The sequence below is a fragment of the Mycobacterium europaeum genome, assembly GCF_002102155.1.
In the GTDB taxonomy this organism is placed as follows: domain Bacteria; phylum Actinomycetota; class Actinomycetes; order Mycobacteriales; family Mycobacteriaceae; genus Mycobacterium; species Mycobacterium europaeum.
Map to the genome: position 1 here is coordinate 19,733 of NZ_LQOU01000008.1, position 22,762 is coordinate 42,494.

Annotated in this window: 21 protein-coding genes; 10 read left to right on the forward strand and 11 right to left on the reverse strand. The window is 67.6% G+C overall.

What is annotated here, in order from left to right; all coding sequences use genetic code 11:
- The first annotated feature begins 5 nt into the window (after positions 1–5).
- The gene (locus AWC03_RS02670) at positions 6–1,241 is read left to right on the forward strand and encodes an FAD-dependent oxidoreductase (RefSeq protein WP_085238987.1); all 1,236 of its coding nucleotides are present in this window, start codon (positions 6–8) and stop codon (positions 1,239–1,241) included.
- Positions 1,242–1,674: 433 nt separating this feature from the next.
- Here AWC03_RS02670 and AWC03_RS02680 read toward each other — a convergent pair whose 3' ends face one another.
- The gene (locus AWC03_RS02680) at positions 1,675–2,319 is read right to left on the reverse strand and encodes a SecDF P1 head subdomain-containing protein (protein ID WP_244275278.1); all 645 of its coding nucleotides are present in this window, start codon (positions 2,317–2,319) and stop codon (positions 1,675–1,677) included.
- Positions 2,320–2,418: 99 nt separating this feature from the next.
- Here AWC03_RS02680 and AWC03_RS02685 point away from each other — a divergent pair, with 99 nt between their 5' ends.
- The 7 genes from AWC03_RS02685 to AWC03_RS02715 all read left to right on the forward strand — a co-directional run bounded on the left by AWC03_RS02685 (position 2,419) and on the right by AWC03_RS02715 (position 10,834).
- On the forward strand, positions 2,419–3,099 hold the full coding sequence (locus AWC03_RS02685) for a TetR/AcrR family transcriptional regulator (RefSeq protein WP_085238988.1): 681 nt from the start codon (positions 2,419–2,421) through the stop codon (positions 3,097–3,099).
- Between the two features lie 262 nt (positions 3,100–3,361).
- Complete coding sequence (locus AWC03_RS02690; protein ID WP_085238989.1) at positions 3,362–4,567, forward strand: cytochrome P450; 1,206 nt, start codon at positions 3,362–3,364, stop codon at positions 4,565–4,567.
- Positions 4,564–5,400 carry a mycofactocin-coupled SDR family oxidoreductase gene (locus tag AWC03_RS02695; protein WP_085238990.1) on the forward strand — a complete coding sequence of 279 codons (837 nt, stop codon included), beginning with the start codon at positions 4,564–4,566 and terminating at the stop codon, positions 5,398–5,400. Before AWC03_RS02690 ends, AWC03_RS02695 begins: the two co-directional genes overlap by 4 nt.
- 30 nt (positions 5,401–5,430) lie before the next feature.
- Positions 5,431–6,399, forward strand: coding sequence for an enoyl-CoA hydratase/isomerase family protein (locus tag AWC03_RS02700; RefSeq protein WP_085238991.1), 969 nt, complete (start codon positions 5,431–5,433; stop codon positions 6,397–6,399).
- A 19-nt stretch (positions 6,400–6,418) separates the two neighbouring features.
- Positions 6,419–8,764, forward strand: coding sequence for a CaiB/BaiF CoA transferase family protein (locus AWC03_RS02705; RefSeq protein WP_085238992.1), 2,346 nt, complete (start codon positions 6,419–6,421; stop codon positions 8,762–8,764).
- Positions 8,761–9,525 (forward strand): SDR family NAD(P)-dependent oxidoreductase, encoded by a 765-nt coding sequence (locus tag AWC03_RS02710; RefSeq protein WP_085238993.1) that lies wholly within the window; start codon positions 8,761–8,763, stop codon positions 9,523–9,525. Before AWC03_RS02705 ends, AWC03_RS02710 begins: the two co-directional genes overlap by 4 nt.
- A gap of 31 nt (positions 9,526–9,556) precedes the next feature.
- Positions 9,557–10,834 carry a hypothetical protein gene (locus tag AWC03_RS02715; RefSeq protein WP_085238994.1) on the forward strand — a complete coding sequence of 426 codons (1,278 nt, stop codon included), beginning with the start codon at positions 9,557–9,559 and terminating at the stop codon, positions 10,832–10,834.
- 1 nt (position 10,835) lies between these two features.
- On the opposite strand, the gene AWC03_RS02720 is transcribed toward AWC03_RS02715, so the two are convergent.
- The 3 genes from AWC03_RS02720 to AWC03_RS02730 all read right to left on the reverse strand — a co-directional run bounded on the left by AWC03_RS02720 (position 10,836) and on the right by AWC03_RS02730 (position 14,692).
- Positions 10,836–12,218, reverse strand: coding sequence for an HNH endonuclease signature motif containing protein (locus tag AWC03_RS02720; RefSeq protein WP_085238995.1), 1,383 nt, complete (start codon positions 12,216–12,218; stop codon positions 10,836–10,838).
- A gap of 91 nt (positions 12,219–12,309) precedes the next feature.
- Entirely contained in the window at positions 12,310–13,470 is a 1,161-nt protein-coding gene (locus tag AWC03_RS02725; RefSeq protein WP_085238996.1) for a DUF1214 domain-containing protein, read from the reverse strand.
- Positions 13,460–14,692, reverse strand: coding sequence for a sulfotransferase family protein (locus tag AWC03_RS02730; protein ID WP_249025817.1), 1,233 nt, complete (start codon positions 14,690–14,692; stop codon positions 13,460–13,462). The genes AWC03_RS02725 and AWC03_RS02730 overlap by 11 nt, the downstream gene beginning before the upstream one ends.
- A 105-nt stretch (positions 14,693–14,797) precedes the next feature.
- Between AWC03_RS02730 and AWC03_RS02735 the strand changes: the two genes are divergently transcribed.
- The gene (locus tag AWC03_RS02735) at positions 14,798–15,400 is read left to right on the forward strand and encodes a TetR/AcrR family transcriptional regulator (protein WP_208859401.1); all 603 of its coding nucleotides are present in this window, start codon (positions 14,798–14,800) and stop codon (positions 15,398–15,400) included.
- On the opposite strand, the gene AWC03_RS02740 is transcribed toward AWC03_RS02735, so the two are convergent.
- The 5 genes from AWC03_RS02740 to AWC03_RS02760 are packed head-to-tail and all read right to left on the reverse strand — an operon-like array spanning position 15,375 to position 20,859.
- Entirely contained in the window at positions 15,375–16,520 is a 1,146-nt protein-coding gene (locus AWC03_RS02740) for a M24 family metallopeptidase (RefSeq protein ID WP_085238998.1), read from the reverse strand. The genes AWC03_RS02735 and AWC03_RS02740 overlap by 26 nt on opposite strands.
- Positions 16,510–17,745: a M24 family metallopeptidase gene (locus AWC03_RS02745; RefSeq protein ID WP_085238999.1), complete on the reverse strand. Its 1,236-nt coding sequence runs from the start codon at positions 17,743–17,745 to the stop codon at positions 16,510–16,512. Before AWC03_RS02745 ends, AWC03_RS02740 begins: the two co-directional genes overlap by 11 nt.
- A gap of 1 nt (position 17,746) precedes the next feature.
- Positions 17,747–18,925, reverse strand: coding sequence for an amidohydrolase family protein (locus AWC03_RS02750; protein ID WP_085239000.1), 1,179 nt, complete (start codon positions 18,923–18,925; stop codon positions 17,747–17,749).
- Entirely contained in the window at positions 18,919–20,142 is a 1,224-nt protein-coding gene (locus AWC03_RS02755) for a cytochrome P450 (protein WP_085239001.1), read from the reverse strand. Before AWC03_RS02755 ends, AWC03_RS02750 begins: the two co-directional genes overlap by 7 nt.
- 39 nt (positions 20,143–20,181) lie before the next feature.
- Complete coding sequence (locus AWC03_RS02760; RefSeq protein ID WP_085239002.1) at positions 20,182–20,859, reverse strand: TetR/AcrR family transcriptional regulator; 678 nt, start codon at positions 20,857–20,859, stop codon at positions 20,182–20,184.
- 150 nt (positions 20,860–21,009) lie between these two features.
- Here AWC03_RS02760 and AWC03_RS02765 point away from each other — a divergent pair, with 150 nt between their 5' ends.
- Positions 21,010–21,486 (forward strand): nitroreductase family deazaflavin-dependent oxidoreductase, encoded by a 477-nt coding sequence (locus tag AWC03_RS02765; RefSeq protein ID WP_085239003.1) that lies wholly within the window; start codon positions 21,010–21,012, stop codon positions 21,484–21,486.
- 15 nt (positions 21,487–21,501) lie between these two features.
- Here the strand turns inward: AWC03_RS02765 and AWC03_RS02770 are convergent, their stop codons facing one another.
- On the reverse strand, positions 21,502–21,996 hold the full coding sequence (locus AWC03_RS02770) for a DUF2231 domain-containing protein (RefSeq protein ID WP_085239004.1): 495 nt from the start codon (positions 21,994–21,996) through the stop codon (positions 21,502–21,504).
- 35 nt (positions 21,997–22,031) lie between these two features.
- Positions 22,032–22,652: a hypothetical protein gene (locus tag AWC03_RS02775; protein WP_085239005.1), complete on the reverse strand. Its 621-nt coding sequence runs from the start codon at positions 22,650–22,652 to the stop codon at positions 22,032–22,034.
- Positions 22,653–22,762: the final 110 nt, after the last annotated feature.

Here is a 22,762-nt window from a genome sequence, read left to right on the forward strand (position 1 = left end):
TTCCGATGGCTGAGACGACGACGTGCGCGATCGTGGGTGGCGGCCCGGCCGGCATGGTGCTGGGGCTGTTGCTGGCCCGGGCGGGTGTGCGGGTCACGCTGATGGAAAAGCACGGCGACTTCCTGCGCGACTTCCGCGGCGACACGGTCCACCCGACCACCATGCGGCTGCTCGACGAGCTCGGCCTCTGGGAATCGTTCGCGGCCTTGCCTTTTACCGAAGTTCGCACCGCGAAACTCGAATCCAACGGCCGCTCGGTGACTTACGTCGACTTCGAGCGGTTGCGCCTGCCGCATCCCTTTGTCGCGATGGTGCCGCAGTGGGACCTGCTCAACCTGCTGGCCGACGCGGCGCAGGCGGAGCCGAGCTTCTCGCTGCGGATGAACACCGAAGTCACCGGGCTGATCTGGGACGCCGGCAGGGTGGCCGGAGTGCGCTACCGGGGGCCCGACGGCCCGGGCGAATTGCGGGCCGAGCTGACGGTGGCCTGCGACGGCCGCTGGTCTGTCGCTCGCCGCGCGGCGGGGCTCAAGGCGCGCGAGTTCCCGGTGAAGTTCGACGCGTGGTGGTTTCGGTTGCCGCGCAAGGAAGATACCGAAATCTCGTTCCTGCCGCGGCTGGGTGCGGGCAAGGGGCTCGCCGTGATCCCGCGGAAGGGCTACTTCCAGATTGCCTACCTCGGACCGAAGGGCATCGACGCCCAGCTGCGGGCGCGCGGCATCGAGGCCTTTCGGCGCGACGTCGAAGAGCTGCTGCCCGATATGCCCGAGTCGGTGGCGGCGCTGCAATCGATGGACGACGTGAAACACCTGGACGTGCACGTCAATCGACTGCGACGCTGGCACACCGCGGGGCTGCTGTGCATCGGCGATGCGGCGCATGCGATGTCGCCGCTGGGCGGCGTCGGCATCAACCTCGCGATCCAGGATGCCGTCGCCACCGCGACAGTGCTGGCCGAACCGCTGCGGCGACACCGGGTCGGCGACCGTGAACTCGCCGCGGTGCACCGCAGGCGCGTGTTCCCCACGGTAGTCACGCAATTGGTCCAGCAGGTGCTGCACCGGATGTTGCTCGGGCCGTTGCTGCGCGGCGAGGATCCCACGCCGCCGGACGCGCTGCTGGGCCTGATGCAGCGGCTGCCGTGGCTGTCGGCCGTTCCGGCCTACTTCGTGGGCGTCGGCGTGCGGCCCGAGCACGCGCCCGCATTCGCGCGCCGCGCCGCCGCCGGCCGAGACGGCTGAGCCGCCTGCCCTGGAGGCGGTTTGGTATTTCGCGAGCCTGGGTAACCTTTTGTGACAATTTGCATGACACTTTGAGGTCGGGAAATCGGTCCTATCCGCGCCGTGCGGACGCCGCCACTGGCGAGCCTTGGACCGAGAGGGGGCCAGAAATGCTGAATCTCAAGAAACTCGCAGGTAAGGCCGCGGTCGCCGGCGCGTTGGGCGCGGCGGCGTTCGGTCTCGGTACCGGTGTGGCGCAGGCCCACCCGGGACCGTGGCCTCCGCCGGTTCCGCCGGGTCCGCACGTCGTCGACAATGGCCATTTGAATCCGCTGCCGCCTGGGCAAGTCAAGCAAATCTGCCCCTGGCAGGCGCCGCCCGGCCATTGGGTGGGTGGCCCGCACGGCGTTCCCTGCACCTGATGGCGTGACCCGCTGACGGCGGGTGTGACCAGTCAGGTTGGCCGGCCGGCCAGTTGGGCCAGGCGCGCAGCGCCTTCGGCCGTTTGGGTGGTCAGCGCGATGCGCCCGGAAGTGACCTGTTCCTCGATGATCGGCGCCTCGATGACGAGATCATCGCGGACGAAGGCCACATGGTCTTGCAGGTGCGCGCCGGTGTATGAGGCCCACGCGGCCGCCGACGACGGGTCCAGGATCAGCGTCACGCCGTAGAAGCCGGCGGTCAGCGACTTGGGTGGGTCCACGTGTATCAGCCCCAGCTGCATCGTCTCCGGGCCGAGCATGTACAAGGTCGTCCGCCCGATGTCGCAGGTGGTGAGCGCATCGGTCGGCGCGGCGGGGTGATTCGGGTCGGTGGCCGGGCACTTCTGCGGGCTGGCCGGTTGCGATTTGTTGACCGGGCGGACCGGCAGCGGCGCGATCTTCACGCTGGGCGCAACCGGCGCGGCCGGTGCCGCGGTGGTGGGTGTCGCGGTGGTGGTCGACGGGTGCGCGGCTTGGTGCCGCGCCGCATGGCAGCCGCACGTCAACGCGCCGAGCAGACCGCCGCATGCCAGCCAAGCGGCCGTGATGCGGAATCGGCCCCGAGCGGGGCGGCGCGACACCGCCCGCGCTTCTTCACCAATCCGGCGTCGAGTCATCCGGCCATTCTTCCAGTCCAGGACGCCTCGCCATGGCCGTCACACGGCTCTTTACCGACACTACGAATATAGAGTAGCGTCTCGACCGGAGAGGACGTCATGGACAAACGCCGAAAGCCTAATCCCGGTGAGCGCCGCCGCGACTTGTGTGATGCGGCGATTCAGTTGTTGGCCGACGACGGGACCAAGGGACTGAGCCATCTCAAGGTGGACCGCAAGGCGGGGGTGCCCGACGGGACGACGTCGTTCTATTTCCGCACCCGCTCGGCGCTCCTGCGGGCCGTGGCCGAGCGCCTCGCCGAACTGGATCTCGCCGATCTGCAGTCCGTCGCCGACGACGCCGACGGCCGCGGGGACAACCCGTCGCCCTCGCGGCTGTCGCAGGTGGTCATCCGATCCGGCAACGAGCCGCAACTGTTCCGGACCAAGGCGCGCTACGAGCTGACCATGCAGGCCGCCCGCGACCCGGCGCTGGCCGCCATCCTGCAGCGGGCCACCGACGAATTCACCAAGCTGCACCGCGAGATCTTGGTCCAACTCATGCCGCACGGTGCGGACCTGGACCCCGCCGTGGTCGAGGATCTGAGCAATGTGACGCTGACGTTCATCAACGGTCTGCTGGTGCGGTTCGCGCACGGTGACCGGATCGTCGACACTCCCGAGCAACTCGACGGGATCCTTTCGGCCGTCGCAGCCGGCATCCTGCGCAGCCCGTACCAGGGCCGGCTGACCGAGACGGCCGGACAGCGCCCGCCGCGGCCGGCCACGGCGATCGGGTGACCAGGACCGGCCATGCGCGCAATGGCGGCGGGTCGTGCGGCACGGGGTCTTGCCAGAGCATGGGCGTTATGGTTCTCTACGAGAATAGAGTTACGGCAGGCTGACGGGTGGATTTCGACCCGGCCGGTGCGTATCTCGCAGCAACGCAATTAAGCGGAGTGTACAAATTGCCCGAACCGGATCCGGCGCTGCAACACTGGCAGCGCGAGCGCTGCTCAGGCGGTACGGATGGCCCGGAAACGGCGGCCCTAGGAGGGGATTCGTGACGACGAGCATCGACAGCCATGTGCGATTCGACCCGTACGACGTCGACCTCATCGCCGACCCGTACCCGATGTTCGCGCGTCTGCGCGAAGAAGCGCCGCTTTATTACAACGCCGAATACGACTTTTTCGCGGTAAGCCGGTATGCCGACGTGAACAAAGCGCTCGTCGACCACGCGACTTTCAGCTCCGCCCGGGGCGCAATTCTGGAATTGATCAAGGCCAACCTCGAGATTCCCTCGGGGATGCTGATCTTCGAAGACCCGCCGATTCACGACGTGCACCGCAAGTTGTTGTCGCGCATGTTCACCCCACGACGGATCGCGTCGCTCGAGCCGATGATTCGCGACTACTGCGCCCAGCTCCTGGATCCGCTGGTCGGCTCGGGCCACTTCGACTTCGTCGCCGACCTCGGCGCACTGATGCCGATGAAGGTCATCAGCTCGCTGCTGGGCATCCCCGAAGACGACCAGGTGTACATCCGGGACCGGGGCAACGCCCAGCTGCGCACCGAGGCGGGCAAGCCGATGGATGCCGCCCAGCACGGCCTGTCGGTGGGCGAGCAGTTCGAGGCCTACATCGACTGGCGCGCCGACCACCCGTCCGATGACATCATGACCGAGCTGCTCAACGTCGAGTTCGTCGACGAGACCGGCACCACGCGGCGGCTCACCCGCGACGAGATCCTCGTCTACCTCAACGTCGTGGCCGGCGCGGGCAACGAGACCACGACCCGGCTGATCGGTTGGGCCGGAAAGGTTCTCGCCGAGTACCCCGACCAGCGTCGCGACCTCGTCGCACGCCCCGAACTGATCCCGCAGGCGATCGAGGAGTTGCTGCGCTACGAGCCGCCCGCCCCCCACGTTTCGCGGTATGTGACCCGCGACGTCGAGCTCTACGGCCAAACAGTTCCCGAGGGCAGCGTGATGATGATGCTCATCGGTGCGGCCTGCCGTGACGAACGCCAATTCGGGCCCGACGCCGGCGATTTCAACATCCACCGGACGGTCCGCCCCCACCTCACCTTCAGTGTGGGCACCCACTTCTGCCTGGGGTCGGCGCTCGCGCGCCTGGAGGGCCGGGTCGCGCTGGAAGAGATCTTGAAGCGATTCCCCGGGTGGGAGGTCGACCTGGCAAGTGCCACGTTGAGCCCGACCTCGACCGTGCGGGGCTGGGAGTGCATGCCGGCTCTGGTGCCCAGATGACCGGCCGCGTCGAGGGGAAGGTCGCCTTCATCAGCGGCGCCGCCCGGGGCCAGGGCCGCAGCCACGCGGTGTGCCTGGCTCAGGAGGGCGCCGACATCATCGCCATCGACGTCTGCGGGCCGATCGAAAACCTGGCCTATCCTCACTCGACGCCGGAAGATCTGGCCGAGACGGCCGAGCTGGTGAAGGCCCAGGACCGTCGCATCGTCACCGCGCAGGTGGACGTCCGCGACTACCAAGCGCTGAAATCCGCGGTGGACGGCGGAGTGGAACAACTCGGGCGGCTCGACATCATCGTCGCGAACGCGGGCGTGGGTACCGACGGCAGGAAACTGCACAAGATCCGCGAGGACGTCTGGCAGGACATGATCGACATCAATCTGACGGGCGTCTGGCACACGGTCAAAGCCGCCGTCCCGCACGTGCTCTCGGGTGGGCGGGGCGGATCGATCGTGCTGACCAGCTCCGTCGGCGGGCGCAAGGCCTACCCCAACACCGGCCACTACATCGCGGCCAAACACGCCGTCATCGGTTTGATGCGTTCCTTCGCCGTGGAACTGGGCCAGCACATGATCCGTGTCAATGCGGTACTGCCCACCCAGGTCAGCACCACGATGGTGATGAACGACAATACGTATCGGCTGTTTCGCCCGGATCTGGAAAACCCGGGACCGGACGACTTCGCCCCCATTTCCCAGATGATGCACACCCTGCCCGTCCCCTGGGTGGAAGCCGCGGACATCAGCAACGCGGTGCTGTTCCTCGCCTCTGACGAATCCCGTTATGTCACCGGCGTTTCGCTCCCCGTCGACGCGGGCAGCTTGCTCAAATAGGCGCAAATTCAAGAGAAGTTGGAGAAGACCATGCCCGAATACGACTACGAAGAAATGAAGAAGGAAGCCGAGCAGTACATCAAGTTCGAGAAGGACAAGAAGAACCGGATCGCCTACATCACCTTCAACCGCCCCGAGGAACTCAACTCCACCACCTTGGGCATGCGGCAGAACTACGCCGACCTGATCCACAAGTGCAACGTCGACGACGACGTCAAGGTCGTCGTGATCCGCGGGGAGGGTGAGGATTTCGGAAGCGGCGGCGATCTGCCCGAGCAGCGCGGAATGCTGGAGAACCCGGGGATGCCGCTGCTGCACGAGCTGGCGATCAACGACGACGACGTCAAGTACCCGCCCGGCGGGTCCTACCGCTACCTGTCCACGGTCACCGACTTCTACGCGAAGGCCCGCGCCGGGAACCGCCCGCTGCAGGAGCTGCGCAAGATCAGCATCATCGAGGCCAAGGGCTACTGCTACGGCTGGCACTTCTACCAGGCCGGCGACGCCGACCTGGTGGTCTCCTCCGACGACGCCCTGTTCGGGCACCCGGCCTTCCGCTACGTGGGCTGGGGACCGCGGCTGTGGTGGTGGGCCGAGACGATGGGGCTGCGCAAGTTCTCCGAAATGCTGTTCACCGGTCGGCCGTTCACCGCGAAAGAGATGTACGAGTGCGGCTTCGTCAACAGCGTGGTGCCCCGGGAGAAGCTGGAAGACGAGACGCTGAAGTACGCGATGGCGTGTTCGCGCTCCCGGCCGACCGACACGGTCGCGGTGCAGAAGACCTTCCTCGAGCTCTACAAGCAGCACAAGGGCGAGTACTTCGGCAGCCTGCTCACCGGCATGGTCGAGGGCATGCTCCCGATGATCGCCAACGACGCGGAAGAGGTCGACCTGACCGCGGGCACCTTCGAGAAGGGCCTCAACAATGTGGTCAAGGACAACGACCTGAACTTCCCGCCGGAGTGGCGCCTGAGCCGCTCCGGACGCGCGAAGCCCTGACCGTGTTGGACGGGCTGGCGTGTCGGCGCTGACGGGTTTTCGGGTCGTTGAGCTGGCCGGGTCCGTCGCGGGAGAGTACTGCGGAAAGCTGTTGGCGGACTTCGGCGCCGAGGTCATCAAGATCGAGGCGCCGGGGTGCGGCAGCCCGACGCGGGCGATGGCGCCCATGGTGGCGGACGGGTGCGACGGAAGCGCGCTGTTCGCCTACCTGAACACCAACAAACGGTCGGCCGTGCTGGATCTCCGCTCCGAGGACGACGTCGAGACCGTCCATCGGCTCATCGGCGGCGCGGACGCCGTCATCGACGACGGTGCCATTGATCGGGCGGCCGGCTGGCCGCAGCGGCATCCGGATGTGGTGTTCTGCTCGATCACGCCATTCGGTCGGGACGCCCCTCGCGAGTTCGCCAATGCCAGGAGCATCAACGTCTTTCATGCCAGCGGCTGGGGGCACCACACGCCCAGCCACCCCGACCTTGCCAAGCCGCCATTGCAGGGGCCCGGCCGATTCCTGGCCGACTACGAGGCGGGATTGGACGCCGCGCTCTGCGTGGCGGCGTCGCTGTTCGGGCGCCTGCACGGCGGCCGCGGCGACTCCATCGACGTCTCCGCGCATGCCGTGCTGGTTTCCCGCGCGGACTGCATCCTCGGCCGGTTCGTCACGGGCGAGGCGACGGCCGCGGGCCACCGCGGTGACTACGATCAGGCCGGCCCGGCAGCGTTTTTCGCATGCGCCGACGGGTTCGTGTACCTGTACATGACGAGCCGCGCCCACTGGCTGGGCGTGAAAGGACTCATGGGACAGCCGGACTGGCTGGACGCGTTCGAAGATGACTGGCTGGAATTCTCCGTCACCGCGGAAAAGGTCGCCGCATTCCGGCGGGGCTTCGCGGCGTGGGTCCGCGACCGCGCCAAGGAGGCGACGTCCGAGGACGCTCAGCGCCTGGGCGTGCCGCTGGTTCCGGTGAACGGCGCCGCCGACCTGCACGCGTCACCGCAATACCGTCACCGCGGTTTCTTCCAGCGGGTCGATCACCCGGTGCTCGGCAACGCGGCATATCCGACGGTGCCGTACGCGTTCAGCGCGTCACCGGCCCGGATCACCTCGGCCGCACCCACTCTCGGCCAGCACACCGGGCCGGTGCTGGACTGCATCGGCTCCCCGCGCCCACGGCCGCGCGCCCAGGCCGCGCAACTCAAACCGGCCAGGGAATCGCGCGGTGGGCCGCTCGAAGGGGTGCGGGTCGTCGAGCTCACCAAGGTATGGGCCGGCCCCTACGCGGGCAAGCTGCTGGCGATGCTGGGCGCCGAAGTCATCAAGATCGAGACCGCGGGCAGCCCGGAGGAGATGCGGGCCTACGGCGGCACCGACATCAACCACGCGCCCTACTTCCTGAGCATCAACCCCGAAATCCTCAGCGTGGATCTCGATATCAAGTCCGCCGACGGTATGGCGCGGTTGCGCGAGCTGATCGCCCGCAGCGACATCGTGATCAACAATTTGCGCCCGGGCGCGATGGAACGCCAGGGCCTGGGATATGCGCAGTTGAGGGAGATCAAGCCGGACATCATCTCGGTGTCGATCAAGATGTGGGGCAACGACGGACCGCTGGGCCATCAAACCGGTTACGCGCCATGCTTTGCCGCGCTGGCCGGCCTCGCCCCACTTGTCGGCTACCGAGGTGGGCCGCCCCTGGGAACGAGCATGCGCTACGGCGATTCGACTGTCGGCGCGGCCGCCGCCTACGCCGCCGTGGTGGCGTTGCTGCATCGCGAACTCAGCGGAGCCGGGCAGTTCGTCGACCTCTCGGCGGTGGAAACCCTGTCGTCGATGATCGGCGACCGCCTGCTCGAGGAAGCGTTGACCGGGCAACGCCTCGAGCCCAACGGCAACGATCACCCCGACCTGTGCCCGCACGGCTGCTACCCGTGCGCGGACGGCGCCTGGATCGCCGTGGCGGTCGCCTGCGACGCGCAGTGGCAAGCGATGTGCGACGTGCTCGGTGCGGGATCGCTGGCCCGGGAGCCCCGCTACGCCACCATGGCCGGGCGCCGCCAGAACACCGACACGCTCGACGCCGACCTCGCGCAACTCACGGCAAGCCACGATGCCGAGCACTTCGCGTATCGCCTGCGCGCGGCCGGGGTCCCCGCGGTCAAGAGCGCTACATCCCTCGATGTGATCGGCGACCAACGACTCTGGGACCGCGAACTGTATCGATTCGTCAGCGATCACCGCGAGGGCCAGCGGCCGATCGTCGGGCCGCCCTGGCGGATGGCGCGCGGTCAGGCGCGCATCGCCCGCGGCGCACCCGACCTGGGCGAGCACACCGAGTACGTGCTACACGAGATACTGGGCGCATGACGGGGACACTCGCACACACCGCGGCGCTGGTGACCGGCGCCAGCAGTGGCATCGGGGCCGCGACGGCCAAAGCACTGGCCGCCGAAGGCGCGGCGGTGGCCCTGCTCGCACGTCGCGCCGAGCGGCTCGCCGACCTGAAAGCCGATATCGAATCCGCCGGGGGCACAGCGCTCGCCGTGCCGGCCGACGTCACCGACGCCGAGCAGGTGTCGGCGGCCGTGCAGCGCGCCGTCGGGGAGTTCGGCCGGCTCGACACCGTCGTGAACAACGCCGGGCTGATGCAATCCGGACCCGCGGCCGAGGCATCGCTGCGGGATTGGGACGCCATGGTGACGGTCAACGTGCAAGGGGTCCTGTATGTCACCCGCGCCGCACTCCCGCACCTGATCGACGCCGCCGCCGATTCCCCGCGCGGTGTCGCCGATCTGGTCACCATCAGTTCGACCGCGGGGTGGGTCGCCCGACCGAACACCGCCGTCTACTCGCTGACGAAATTCGGCGTGAACGCCTTCAACGAGGGCATTCGCCAAGAGGTGCTCGGCAAGCGGGTCCGGGTCGGCGTGGTGGGCCCGGGAACGGTCGACACCGAGATCTTCAGCCACCTCGCCGATTCGTCGCGGGAAGCGTTCGAGCAGCAGACCGCCGGCATGGTCAAGTTGCGCCCGGAAGACATCGCCGATGCGGTGCTGTTCATGGTGACCCGTGATCGCCGGGTGGCCGTCAACCACATGCTGGTGCGCGCGGCCGAACAAACCTGGTAAGCCATTGACTTCTCAGCCATTGACTCAGCCATTGACGTCACAGTGGGCCGTCGGCGACCGTTATGGGCTCGCGTTTCCGGCCGATCCCGCGGCGCTGGAGTGCGCCGGGGCGCGCTTTCTCACCGAAGCCTTTCTCGCTTCCCGGGCGTGCCGGGACAACGGCATCACGCGTATGACGGGATTTCGTGAAGTGGCCGGCGGCAGCACCGGGCGCAAGGCGATGCTCTCCGTCGAATACGCCAGACCCGCAACGGGTCTGGCCACCGAGTTGTTCGTCAAGTTCTCGCGCGACTTCGACGACTCGGCGCGTGACCGGGGAAAGACGCAAATGGAACCGGAGGTGCGGTTCGCCGCATTCTCGAGTGCCCCGGAGTTTCCCATCGCCGTGCCCAGGGCCCTCTTCGCCGACTATCAACGCCGGACCGGCACGGGAATATTGATTACCGAGCGAATCGGATTCGGCGCCAACGGGATCGAACGGCAATATCACAAGTGCCTCGACTACGAGATGCCCGAACCCCTCGCGCACTACCGCGCGCTGGTCACCGCCCTGGCCCGGCTTGCCGGTACCCATCGATCCGGGCGGCTACCGGGGCTGACCGCGGCTTTCCCCGTGGACGTCGCGGCCGCGACGGTGGGGGAGCGGGCGCCGTTGTCGGGCGACAAGCTGGTTCGCCGAGTGGACGAATTGGCCGCGTTCGCACAGGCCCATCCCGGGCTGCTTCCGGAGCTCTCGCCGGAGTTCACCGCGCGCCTGCGCGACGACGTGCCGCGGTTCGCACGCCATGAGCAGACCATCGCAGCCCTGCTCTCCGGCGACTCCGACTATGTCGCGCTGTGCCATTGGAACGCCAACATCGACAACGCGTGGTTCTGGCGCGACTCCGACGGCGTGCTGCGGTGCGGCCTGATGGACTGGGGATGCGTCGGCCAGATGAACCTGGGCATGGCGCTCTGGGGAGCCTTGTCCGGCGCCGACACCGGCATGTGGGACGCCCATTTCGACGAATTGCTGCAGCTGTTCGCCGGGGAGTTCCATCGCTACGGTGGGCCGGAACTCGATCCGGCCCGGTTGCGGCGGCACACGGTGCTCTACGCCGCGGCGATGGGTGCGGCGTGGCTGCTGGGTGTGCCCGCGTTGATCCGCAAGCGATTCGAGGCCATACCGCGCAGCCGCGCGCATCCCCTGATCCGCGCCGACGAAAGCGTGCGCGCGCCGCTGCAGATGCTGTCGAACCTGCTGTTCGTGTGGCAGCGGCATCGGGCCGGGGATCACCTCGACGCCGCCCTTGCGGAGGTGACCCCCTGAGCTATGCCGCGTCGTCGTCGTCATCATCATCGTTATCGTCGCCGTCGCGCAGCAGCTTCTCCGGATGGTGAAACGTGTTGGTGCGTGGCTGGTCCCTATCCAAGTGTGGCGGCGGTATCCATTCGGTGTCGCCCTTGGCGTTCTTACGCGTGGTCCAGCCGCCGGGTTTGAGCAGGCGGTGATGCGGTCCGCAGGCGAAGGTGAGGCCGTCGATGTCGGTGCGGCGGCACTTGACCCAGTCGGTGACGTGATGCACCTCAGAGAGATAGCCGGGCACGGTGCAGCCGGGGGCCGAGCACCCACGGTCCTTCGCATACAACACGATTCGCTGCCCCGGGGATGCCAGGCGCTTGGTGTGGTGGAGCGCGAGCGCCTTGCCCTTGTCGAAGACGGCCAAGTAGTGGTGCGCGTGGCGAGCCAGCCGGATCACATCGCTGATCGGCAGGATGGTGCCGCCGCCGGTCAGGCCGCGGCCGGCGGCCGACTCGAGCTCTTGCAGCGTCGTGGTGATGACGATGGAGGCCGGCAACCCGTTGTGCTGACCCAGCTTTCCCGAGGCCAGCAACGCTCGCGACGCCACCAGTAGCGCGTCATGGTTGCGTTGGGCGGTGCTACGGGCGTCGCGGTCGATCGCGTCTTGCGTCGGGGTCCCGTCGACACAAGGCGCGTCATCCAGCGGGTTACACATGCCGGGTGCGCCGAGTTTGGCCAGCACGGCGTCGAGGGTGGCGCGCAGTTCGGGTGTCAGCACGCCGCGCAGCTCGGACATGCCGTCGGGCTCCTGCTTGCCCAGCGTGAGGCCGCGCCGCCGGGCGCGGTCCTCGTCGGTGTAGGTGCCGTCGGGGTTGAGGCAGTCGGCGATATGGTCGGCCAGCTCTGCCAATTGGTCGGGGCGATACTGCGTTCCGTGCGCGGCCAGGTCCGCCTCGACAGCCTGGCGGGTGGCGAAGTCCACCCAGCCGGGCAGCCGATGAAAGAACCCTCGGATCACCGCCACCTGGCCAGTGCCGAGCTTTCCCTCGCGTTGGGCGGCAGCCGTCGCCGGCAAGAGCGGCTCCAGCGGCTCACCGGTCAACCCGCGCCGCGGCCCCAGTTCGGCCGCCTCCTCGACGCGGCGCGACGCTTCGGCGCGGCTGATCAGCGTCGCCTCGGCGATCGCATACGACAGCTTGCCGCCCAACTCCTCCGGAGTGGCCTGGCGGGCCAGGTTGTTGATCAGTGGATGCTCGATGGCCGGGAGTTGCCGGCGCACTCTCTCGCACCGCCCCAACATCGCGAGCTGCTCGCGGGTGGTCGAGGCGTCGCAGTCATAGCCGATCAGTTCTTTGACCGCAGCGTCGATGGTGTCGAAAGCCGCCGACACCGCCTCGGGATCTACACTCACACCCCGAAGCTATCGGAGCCCACCGACAAAAAACCGCCCCTTGAGACCACTGAAACCACAGTGACGCAAGTGATTTCAGTGCCACCGACACCTAGAGGGCGTCGCGCTCGGCAAAGTGACGAGTCCGCGCGTCGATTGCCCGCCTCCGTTCCTCCGCGCTGATCCGCTGTTCCGGCCGGAAGTGCTCGTCCAGTTGGTCCGTCGGAATGACGGTCACTGTCGGCGTCTTCGGCTGATGCGGTGTGCTTGCCCGCCACGTCACCACACCGTCGCGATACCCGCGGGCGTCAAGCCAATTGCGCACGCCGAAGTCCTCGGTCGACAGCAAGACCCGGACCCGCCCCTCCTCAACGTGGGATTGTGCAAGGTTGAGGCTGGTTTGCCGGGCGTCGACATCGATCATCTGGCTCCACCGATTGGTCAGGCAGATTCCGACGTACGGCGAACCGGGAGGGATTTCGTAGTCGATGACGAGCGCTTCGCCGGCATCGAGCGCCCACGATATGGGGACGAACCACGCGCCGGCCATCGCCGAGGGGGGCTGGAGCGGGGGAATGGCAATGTTCTTCGGCAGGGCGCCGAACACCCGCGCCGGAATGTCCCTGACCCACATGGTGAATAGCTCGCGAGACGCCATCAGTTGCGCGTCGAACGCGGCGATCGCCCGCTCGAGCGAATCCGGGCCGGCCGGATCGCCGGGGTTCAGGCATTCAATGCGAACCGTGCCCTTGGTCTCACGGTCCCAGTCGCCGAAGGTTTGGTAACTGCAGAACGAGTCAGCCCCGGCCGGGAGCGGGAACCAGTTCGTGTCGCCCATCTTCCGGCGGCTGAAGAAGATTTCGAACGAACCATCGTCGCCGATGGCGAGGTCTTCGGAGAGCACCTTCACCGACTCGGCCCGCTCATCCTTACCCGCGTAGACGCCGAAGGTCGTCTGCGCGACACAACCCAGCTTCCCGTGGACGCGGTAGTCGTGTCTGTCGTCGATGCGCGCGGTCAGGTACAGCGTATCGGGGTTGGAATGGCCCCAATTCCACGGCGCGTATTGGCCGTTGATGAGATGCGGCCGCGCGGGATCGCTGCGCAGTTGCAGGCCCAGGTATTGGATGTGGCCGAGAAGGCACCCGAGCACGGCCGCCGCGGCACCGTCGTCGAGAGTGCCCTGGGACAGCGCAAGTTCGAGCAGTTCCTCCTGCAGGTCGCGGAAGCGTCGCCACGCCGCGCGTAAGAGTTGCTGTGCGTCATCGCCCACGGCGGTCCTCGATTCCGTAGAAGTCGCGATAGAACTGCAGTTGCGGCCACAATTCGTCGATGTCGAGCCCGTAGTCCGCGGCGTCGTAGATGTTGGGCTTGCGCTTGGCCAGGGCGCGGTCGTCCATGAACAGCCTCATCCTGCGGTGGGCGCCCTCGGTGAGTTCGATGCCGAAGAACTCGTAGATTTCCTGCACGCACGACATGGGGTCGGCCACCATCCGGTCCATCGGAAAGTCGATGAACCGCGTCGGGTCGTGCGCGTACCGCTTGCGCAGCTCGACATTGCGGGCGAGCATCCTGCCGGTGCGCCAGCGCATGTACCGGCCATGGTCGAGCCAGTCGACCTCGTCCTCGACCATCCCGAACACGGTCCCGGCCAGCTTGCAGCTGGAGGCGACGATCTCGGTCGGCTCGCGGTAGGTGGTGACGAAGCGCGCGTCGGGAAATACCGCCAAGATGGTGTCGATGTTCTCCATATGCGGCGGCGTCTTGAGAAGCCAACTCTCGGTAGGGCGCAATCCGCCGCTTTGCATGTACTGCAAGAGCAGTCTCTGTTCCTGGTAGACCCAGGTCAGGTCTTGCCCGGCCAACCACCGGTCATAACCCTGGCAATTGAACATGACGTGGAAAGTCGCGCTGTGGAAGGCATAGGCGTGCAGCAGCGCGCACTCCTGCGCCTCCCACGCGCCGACCGGGTGCGCGGCGTCGAGATCGGGTGCCAGCGCCAGACTTCGGCGGATCTGCTTGTCGCTGCGCCTGATTCGCGGATCGGTATGCATGGTGGCCGGATTCAGCGGTGGATGAAGCTCATCGCATTCCCAGGTGAGCGGGTAGCGGAACCGGTCGTCTCGGCTCAACAGGTGATGGGTGATGGTGGTGCCCGTGCGCGGCGCGCCGACGAGAAAAATCGGCTTCGCGATCATCTCGTCGCGAATTTCCGGGTGCTGACGCAGGTGCTCGGTGAGCAGGAGCCGCTGGCGCAGCAAATTGGTGATGTGTGACGTGGCGAGGATCCGGCCGAAACCGTTGAGGCGATCATCGCTTTCGAGCGATTCGATGAGGCGGTCGAGGCCGCTTTCGAAGCGTGGATCACCGAAGTCGGTCAGGCCCCCCGCGCGGTGGCTGGCCCGGTCCATCAACGCCGGCTTGCGCAGGGGGAGCGGATGGGCGCGCAGTCGACGCGCCGCCCGGTAACCGCCGTTCAGAATCCGGAAAGGCACAGGCCGACGGGGTGATTCGATCGCCATGCTGGGGGAGCGCCTCCCTGGGGCCCGCGCGTTGTCTTCCGGTCCGCAAAACATTACGATTTGAACGTAATGGAGTCAATGGCGGGGACCGATCAGCGACGAGGCGGTGGCGCGCGGTCGCAGGGACGGCCGCGCGACTCCCGCATCGACGAGGCGGTGCTCGCCGCCACGGTCGAGCTCCTGGAGGAAATCGGCTACACACGACTGACCATTCCGCTGGTCGCAGCCCGCGCGGGGGCGACGCCCCCCGCGGTGTATCGACGGTTTCCGAATCGAGTCGAATTGGTCTACGAGGCAGTATTTCCGACGCCGCCGAGTGCCGAGCTCCCATTGGCCGGCGATCCGGCGGACGTTGTCCGCACCCTGATACGAGCAACGATCGACCTGTTCAGCCGACCGGCCGTCCATTCCGCGGTATCGGGGCTGATGGCCGAATTGCCCTCGGAGCCAGGGCTTTCGGCGCGCCTGCTCAGCCGCCTGCAGGGCAGCACGTACCTTCTGCTGCAGCGCTACCTCGACGAGGCCGCCGCCGACGGACGCGCCGCCGACGGTGTCGACGCCCGCGTGCTGGTGGACATGATCGGTGGCACCGTGCTGATGGCCCTGGCCAACGAACGAGTCCTCGATGACGCCTGGGTCGAGCAGAACACAGCCCTCATCGCCAAGGGTCTGGCCCGATAGACTCGTCAGCCTCCGTCGCGCACACCGGACTGGTGGTCAGCACGTCGGCGCCGGCCTCGGTGATGTGGACGCTGTCCCGCCGGAATACCGCCCCGACGCCCTCCTGCCACACGTAGCCGGTGATCGCCAACACCATGCCGGCCTCCAGCCGGTCGTGTTCGCCCGCGTCCAGCAGCGTTTGGGACACCACGGGTGGATCGAACCCCAGCCCCAACCCGTGCGCGATCGGCATCGGCGGAATCGGTTCGCCGGCCGCCTGATAGGCGGCCACCAAGTCCGAGGTGGGCGCGCCGGGCCGACAGGCCGCAAGCATCTTGTCGTACAACAAATCCGAACGGCCGAACAGCTCCGGGGCAGAACCACCGGCCGGCCAGGTGCGGCCCACTTCCGCGACGTAGCCGTTCGCCAGCGCTCCGGCGGCGAACGCGACGAGGTCACCCTGCCGCACGTCACCCGAATCGGCACGCCGCCAGGGCTGTTCCTTCGACGTCACCCAGGCCGCGTCCTGGGTGGCCGGGGTGCTCACCCCGCCCGCGGCCATGGCCTCCATCATCGCCCCGGCCAGCGTCCGCTCCGACACCCCGGGTGCGAATTCGCAAAGGGCCGCTGCCAATCCGCGTTCGGCGACCCGCACCGCGGTGCCCATCGCCACGATCTCGTCGGACGTCTTGACCCGTCGCGCCGCCCGCATGGCCGGTTCGGCGTCGACGATCTCGGCGTTGGGGAAGGCTTCGGGCAGCAACGCGGCGAAAGTCGGTGTGATCGCGTCGGTTCCGACCCTGCGGGCCGCGTCGGCGCCGTCGATCTTCTTCAGCACGTCGATGAGGGTCATCGGGTTCCAGGCCAGTCCGTACAGGTGATCGTGCCCGATCTCGTCGGGGACGCCCTCGTCGTCGGTGCTGTTGAGGTAGATGTCCTCGGTGGCGCGCACCAGCACGCACATCGGACCGAATGGCCGCGTCCCGGCGATCCACAGCTGTGGTGCGCCGGTGACGTAGCGAATGTTGGCCTGCCGCCCGAGGACCAGGACGTCGAGTCCGTATGCGTCCATTTGGGCCAGCGCCCGTTCCCGACGCCCCGCCCGCAGCGGGTACGCGTCGGGCAGGACGTCAGTCGCCATAGGGGGAGTAGGGGTAGTCGGTGATCGGCTGGTAGCCGTCTTCGGTGATCACCACGATCTCCTCACTGCGATAGCCGCCGGTCCCGTCCTCCCACACCACGGGTTCCAACACCAGAACCATGCCCGGCGGGAAGACGAAGCTGTCATCGAAGTCTTCGCCGAGATCCGTTCCGATCATCGGCGCTTCGGCGGGATAGGTGCCGATGCCGTGGCCCAGGTAGAAATGCGGCAGCCACGGTTTGCGGCCCCCATTGGCCGCGATCGCCGCGCGCGCCAGATCACCCGAGGTGACGCCGGCCTTGGTGACCGCGAGCACCGCATCCAGGATGGCCCGCCATTGCCGGAACTGGTCCTGCTGTCGCGGCGTGGGTCGTTCGCCGACCACCCAGGTCCGGCCGAAGTCGGAGCAGTAGCCGAGGTAGGTGATGCTGATATCGGTCCAGAGCACGTCGCCGGCGGCCAGCTCGCGATCGGTGGTCAGCAGCGGCAGCGCAAGATCGCCATGCGTCGTCCACACCCCGGCTTCGCGTGAACTCGGCATCACCTGCCAGATGGCCTCCAGCATGTTGGTGGTGGCACCCAGCTCGAACGCGCGCCGGACCAGCGTGGCCGAGAGGTCGGTCTGGCGCACTCCCGGCGCCAGCGCCCGCTGGACGTCCACGATGGCCTGCTCGGTGATGCGGGCGGCGCGGCGCAGGCAGGACAACTCGTCTCGGGTCTTCACCAGTTGCGCGTCGGCGAGCACGATCGCCGCGTCCGAGGGCGGGCCAGCCGGGAACAGCGCGCGGCCGGCCCTGCGCATCGCCCCGGTCAGTTCGTCCACGGCGACGTTCGCGCCCGGCGGGATCAGACCCGCCAGCTCGCGGGCGAATTGTTCGACCCCGTGGTCGAATTCGAGGTACACGGGTCCGTGCAGATGATCGCCGGGCACCGGTGACTCCGTGGACGCCCCGCCGCGGAACGGCATGAACAGGTGCGGATGTTCGTCGTCGGCGAGCACGACGGCGACCGGGCGCTCCACGTGGGAGAGGCCCGCGTCCAGCAGCGGCCAACTGGCGCCGGTCGCGTATCCGACGTAGCCGTTCATCAGCAGGACCAGCGCGTCGACGCCGTGGGCGGCCATCGCGGACCGGAGCCGCGCCCCGATCTCGGCGCGCATGCGGACCCGGTCCGGTTCATCCGGAATGTCGATCACCGAGCCGTGAGCGGTGAGCGAATCGGTCATCTCAGAGCCCCAGGAAGTTTCTGATGTTTCCGCTGACGACGCGGACCGCATCCTCGGGACCGACGGCGTCGACCACTGCGGCCAGCGACCGCTCCGAGTAGCCGTAGGTGCTTTCGTTGTGTGGGTAGTCCGAGGACCACATCACCTTGCCGATTCCGATTTCGTCGATCTGGGCGAGCCCGAGGCCGTCCACCATGAACGACGCGCACATGTGGGCGTCCCAGTAATGGCGCACGTCGTGTTCGGGCTGGTGTGCCAGCATGTGCCGATAGGAGGCCAGGACGTGCTCGGCGTCCTGCAAAGCCGGGGGGATCCAGGCGATGCCGCCCTCGAACCAGCCGACCCGCAGCCGCGGATGGCGGTCCAGGATGCCGCCGAAGACATACTTGGAGAACATCTCCCGGAACGAGTCGATGTTGACCATCATGGCCACCGCGACGCTGTTGACCTCGCTCGGGACTTTCGGCTGGCTCTCACCGATGTGATGGGTGACGGGCAGGCCGGCGTCCTCGATCTCGTCCCACACGGCGCTCATCGCGGTGCTCGAGAAGTCGATCGCGTGGCCGTTGTCGTCGATGCCGGGGTTGATCGGCATCAGAAATGTCTTGAGCCCCAGCGACTTCAGCTCGGTCAGCGTGCGCCGGGTGCCGCGCGGATCCCACCAGTTGATCAGCCCCACCCCGTAGCAGTGGCCATCGGAACGCTCCTGCACGGCGGCGATGTGTTCGTTGTAGATGCGGAAGATGCGCTCCCGCAGGTCCTTGTCGGGATAGTGGAACAGGGCCAGCACCGCGTTGGGGAACACCAGTTCCTTGTCGACGCCGTCTTCGGCGAGTTCACGCACGCGGGCGTCGATGTTGTTGCTGACCGCACCGGCGAGGTCGTCGTATTGCATGAGCACCGCGCTGAAGTCGCCGACCACCATCGATTGGCCCGGCCGGCCGAGCAGGTAGGCGCCGTCCTCGTACCAGATCCTCGGCGCGTAGTCCTTCAGTTCGTCGGGGAAGCGCTCGTAGAAGATGTCGTCGGCCACCGAGATGTGGTTGTCGGCGGAGAACACCTCGGTGCCGGGCGGCAGGCCGGTGCTGGCGGCGGCGGCCCGGCCGCGGCGGTGCTTGGGCGCGCCGATCACGCCCTCCGGGTACAGGGTGCGCGCCTGAAGTCGCCCCGGGTTCACCATGTCACCGGAAGCTCGTAGAGGCCGTAGGCCAGCGCGTCGTGTTTGAACGGCAACTCTTCCAGCGGTACGGCGAGCCGCAGCGTCGGGACGCGGCGCAGCAGGGTGGGCAGGACGATCTGCAGCTCCATCCGGGCCAGCTGCTGCCCGACGCACTGGTGGCGACCGTAGCCGAAGCCGACGTGTGGGCCGTCCTCGCGGCGCAGGTCGAGCCGGTCCGGGTCGGGGAATTGGCGGATATCCCAGTTCGCCGGCGCGACATCGAGGATGATGCCCTCGCCCGCGCGGATCGTCACGCCGGCCACCTCGATGTCCTCGACGGCGATGCGGCGCTGACCGGTCTGGATGATGCTGAGGTAGCGCATCAATTCCTCGACCGCGACCGCGATCGCCTTGGGGTCGTCGGTGTCGCGCAGCAGGGCCAACTGGTCGGGATGCTCGAGCAAGGCCGCGATGCTCAGGCTGATCATGTTGGCGGTGGTCTCGTGGCCGGCGATCAGCACACCGGTGGCCAATTGCGCGGCCTCGCGCACGCTGAGTTCCTCGGCGTTGACCCGCTCGGCGAGGTCGGACACCAGGTCCTCCGACGGGCTTTCCATTTTGGTGCGCACCAAGTTCGCCAGGTACTTCGCCAACGATGCGGCCCCCTGCGCGGTGTCCTCCTCGGTGGCGTACCGGCCCATGCCCCGCTGCGCCTGCGCCTGGAAGAAATCCGCGTCCTCGTACGGCACGCCCAACAACTGGCTGATGACCAACGACGGGACCGGCAGTGCCAACGTGTTGACGAGGTCTCCCGGCTTGGGGCCGGCCAGCAGCGCGTCGATGTGGTCGTCGGTGATTCTCTGCACCGCCGGGCGCAGCGCCTCGACGCGCTTGAAGGTGAACGGTTTCGACAGCATCCGGCGAAATCGGGTGTGCTCTTCGGCGTCGGAGGTGAACACCGAACGCGGCCGCTTGTGCACGGTCGCCAGCATCCCGGCGTTCCAGTGCGGATACCCCGGCAGCCGGTCGTCGACGCTGGCCCGCGAGTCGGTGAACAACGCCCGGATCGCCTCGTAGCCGTGGATCAGCCACGGCGTGCTGTCGTCCCAGATCCGGACGCGGCTCAACTGGGCTTCGGCGTTGAGCTCCAACACCTTCGGCGGCGGGGCGAACGGGCAACCCGGCGCGCGTGACATCGGGAACTCCGGTACGTCGGTGGCGGTCGGGATCTCGGTCATCGCTCTCCTGGGTGCTGGGATCGTTCTCCGCTTGGTGGGCTAGCTGCCCGCCGCGGCCACGTGGACCGGTGCCAGCCACAGGCCGACGATCGCGTCGATCAGCCCTTCGCCGGCGACCGGCCAGGCCGAACGGGACCGCGGTCCGTGTTCGGCGAGCGCGCCTTCGTGCTCGGCGCAGGTGTGCATGAGCAGGTTGCGGACCATGACCATCCGTTCGGAACGCACCCGCCGGGGCAGGTCGGGTAGGCACCGATTGATTCCGTCGATGGTCCGCACGAGCAACGGGGAGGCGAGCGCGTCCTTGGTGACCACGTGGCGGTAGGTGGGGTCGGCCATGGCCTGGGCCGCGAACCGGGCGTACCAGCTGGGGGTACCCAGTGTGTGCAGGTGATCGGTGAGTGGCCGCACCAGCGCGCCCACCCAGTCGCGCAGCTCGGTCGAATCGCCGATGGCCGTGAGCATCTGCGCCCGCACGCGCTCGATCGGCTCGCGATGCTTGCTTTCGATCGCCCGGAGCAGGTCGGTCCTGGTGCCGAAGTGGTAACAAGCGGCGGCGTTGTTACCTTGCCCGGCCGCCTCGCTGATCTGCCGGTTCGATACGGCATACATGCCGCGTTCGGCGAACAGCACTTCCGCGGCCGACAGGATCGCCTCCCGCGTGCCCGTCGACCTGTCGGAGCGGGCGATCCGCTCGGCGGTCATCGCCTCAGTGAACACGGCGGGGCGGATTAAATCAAGCCATTTATTTAACGAGTGCGGCGGCCGCCGCGCGATGCGTAAGCCTCGGGGTTCTCAATCCCCGGCCCTTCAAGGTGATTTCATTGCGTCGACGCCCGAGCCTGGCCGCCCCGGGAATACAGTCTTCGTATGAATCCGCTCCAGCGGGTGGCTCGCAATCCGGCGGCCTATCGCCGGCTCGTCCTGAATGGTCGGCCGGTCGCCGAGGGACTCGAGGCGCTGCTGCGCTTCGCGACAAACGGTCGGCTCGGTGTTCTGGACCTCGCCGGTCTGCCCAACGTGCAGGTCACCACGTCGGGTCGCAAGACGGGGCTCGCGCGCACGGCGACGGTGCAGTACGTGCCCGTCGAGAACGGCCTGTTGCTGGTCGGCTCGAACTGGGGCCGGGATCGCCACCCATCATGGTCGGCGAATTTGAAGGCCACACAACGGGTTACGGTCCGCCGGCGCGGCCAGCGCTTCGTCGCGACGGTGCGGTTGCTCACCGGTGCGGAGCGCGAGCAGGCGTGGTCCACGGCGCTGGCGCACTGGCCGAACTATCGGGTCGCCCAGGACCGTGCGGGCGGCCGGCAATTCCGGCTGTTTCTCCTCACGCCTACGGCATAGGCGCCGCGACGACCGCTAACCCGGGTGGTGCGCCTGTTCCAATTTGGCGATTTCGCCGCCCCAAACCGATTGGGCCCCAGCATCACCCACGCGGTAGATCTGGACCATCGATGAGATGGCGACGGCGAGCACCAGTATCGCAATGGTCGCCCGGACGACAATGTGGCTCTTTTCCGTGCGGTTTTCGATCAGGCGCATCACCACCAGCACCAACGCGGCCGCCAGGAGTGCGGCGGAGAAGTAGGTCATCGTCGCGCCCAGGTCGGCATGCTTTTGCAGGATCGCGCTGGGTTTGGCCCTCAGGTCGTAAAGCCATTCCCCGGCGTTGACCGTGATCGGCGTCAACACCATGGTGGCGGCAGCCGACATCGCTGCGAGCCACAACAGCGGGCCCCGCCGCGCCGTCGGCCAGAACACGCACACGATCTCCAGCACGGCGGTCAGCGGTACGAGCACCACCACGAAGTGCAGCAGCAGGGCATGGGCGGGCAGGCCGTTGATGACGGTCATCGGGCTCCTTGGTGTGTTGGGCGGTCAGCCGGCGGTCAGCCGCCGAGCCCCTTCTTGATGGCCGCGTCCTGCTTCTGGCCCACGTCGTTGACGAAGTCGGCCGGGGCAAGCGTGTCGGGGGGCCCGTCGAATTCCAACGTGACGAAGGCCCTGCCCTCGGTGAACAGCAGTATCGTCACGCCCTTGCTCTTGTCCGGGGAGTTGCCCATCAGGGTCGTTCCGCCCGTGCCCACGTTGGCCGCTTGCGTTGTCGGGTTCTTGATCACATCACCCTGCGCACCCTTGGCCGCGTTCAACGCGCTCGTCGCCGCGTCGGGGTCCGCGAGCACCTGGATCGTGTCCTTGATGACGTGGCTGCCGTCCTCGTCTTTGAACGTCGTCGCGACGCCCGGCTGGCCGTTCGGGTTGCTGGTCGGCGGGGTGGCGGTGAACGGGATCGGCGCGTTGATGTCGCTCGCCTGGATCAACAGCCCGGTGTACTGGTTGGCCTGCGGGGACGCCGACGAGGCCGGTGTCGAGCCGGGGGCGCTGGTGGTCGGGCTGGACGAGCCCGGTTTAGGCGTCGACGGCGCCGGATGCTTGCTGCACCCCGCGATCGCCACTGCCAGCGCCGCCGCCGCCGCGACGCCCGCGGTCACCGTCCGTGAGGTCGTCATCGCTCGAGCTCCCTTCCAGGCCGCCTCCGGCGCCACTGTCGAGTTCGTTTCCGAATCGCACAGTACACATTGCGTCGCGGCGCCGCGGTGGCGCCGAAGGCCCCTGGGCG

Coding starts and splice junctions, on each gene's coding strand:
- AWC03_RS02710 (WP_085238993.1), top strand. CDS start 8,761: ATGACGGGGACACTCGCACACACCGCGGCGCTGGTGACCGGCGCCAGC.
- AWC03_RS02685 (WP_085238988.1), top strand. CDS start 2,419: ATGGACAAACGCCGAAAGCCTAATCCCGGTGAGCGCCGCCGCGACTTG.
- AWC03_RS02745 (WP_085238999.1), bottom strand. CDS start 17,745: ATGACCGATTCGCTCACCGCTCACGGCTCGGTGATCGACATTCCGGAT.
- AWC03_RS02755 (WP_085239001.1), bottom strand. CDS start 20,142: ATGACCGAGATCCCGACCGCCACCGACGTACCGGAGTTCCCGATGTCA.
- AWC03_RS02740 (WP_085238998.1), bottom strand. CDS start 16,520: ATGGCGACTGACGTCCTGCCCGACGCGTACCCGCTGCGGGCGGGGCGT.
- AWC03_RS02695 (WP_085238990.1), top strand. CDS start 4,564: ATGACCGGCCGCGTCGAGGGGAAGGTCGCCTTCATCAGCGGCGCCGCC.
- AWC03_RS02680 (WP_244275278.1), bottom strand. CDS start 2,319: ATGACTCGACGCCGGATTGGTGAAGAAGCGCGGGCGGTGTCGCGCCGC.
- AWC03_RS02765 (WP_085239003.1), top strand. CDS start 21,010: ATGAATCCGCTCCAGCGGGTGGCTCGCAATCCGGCGGCCTATCGCCGG.
- AWC03_RS02735 (WP_208859401.1), top strand. CDS start 14,798: ATGGCGGGGACCGATCAGCGACGAGGCGGTGGCGCGCGGTCGCAGGGA.
- AWC03_RS02670 (WP_085238987.1), top strand. CDS start 6: ATGGCTGAGACGACGACGTGCGCGATCGTGGGTGGCGGCCCGGCCGGC.
- AWC03_RS02770 (WP_085239004.1), bottom strand. CDS start 21,996: ATGACCGTCATCAACGGCCTGCCCGCCCATGCCCTGCTGCTGCACTTC.
- AWC03_RS02750 (WP_085239000.1), bottom strand. CDS start 18,925: ATGGTGAACCCGGGGCGACTTCAGGCGCGCACCCTGTACCCGGAGGGC.
- AWC03_RS02775 (WP_085239005.1), bottom strand. CDS start 22,652: ATGACGACCTCACGGACGGTGACCGCGGGCGTCGCGGCGGCGGCGGCG.
- AWC03_RS02700 (WP_085238991.1), top strand. CDS start 5,431: ATGCCCGAATACGACTACGAAGAAATGAAGAAGGAAGCCGAGCAGTAC.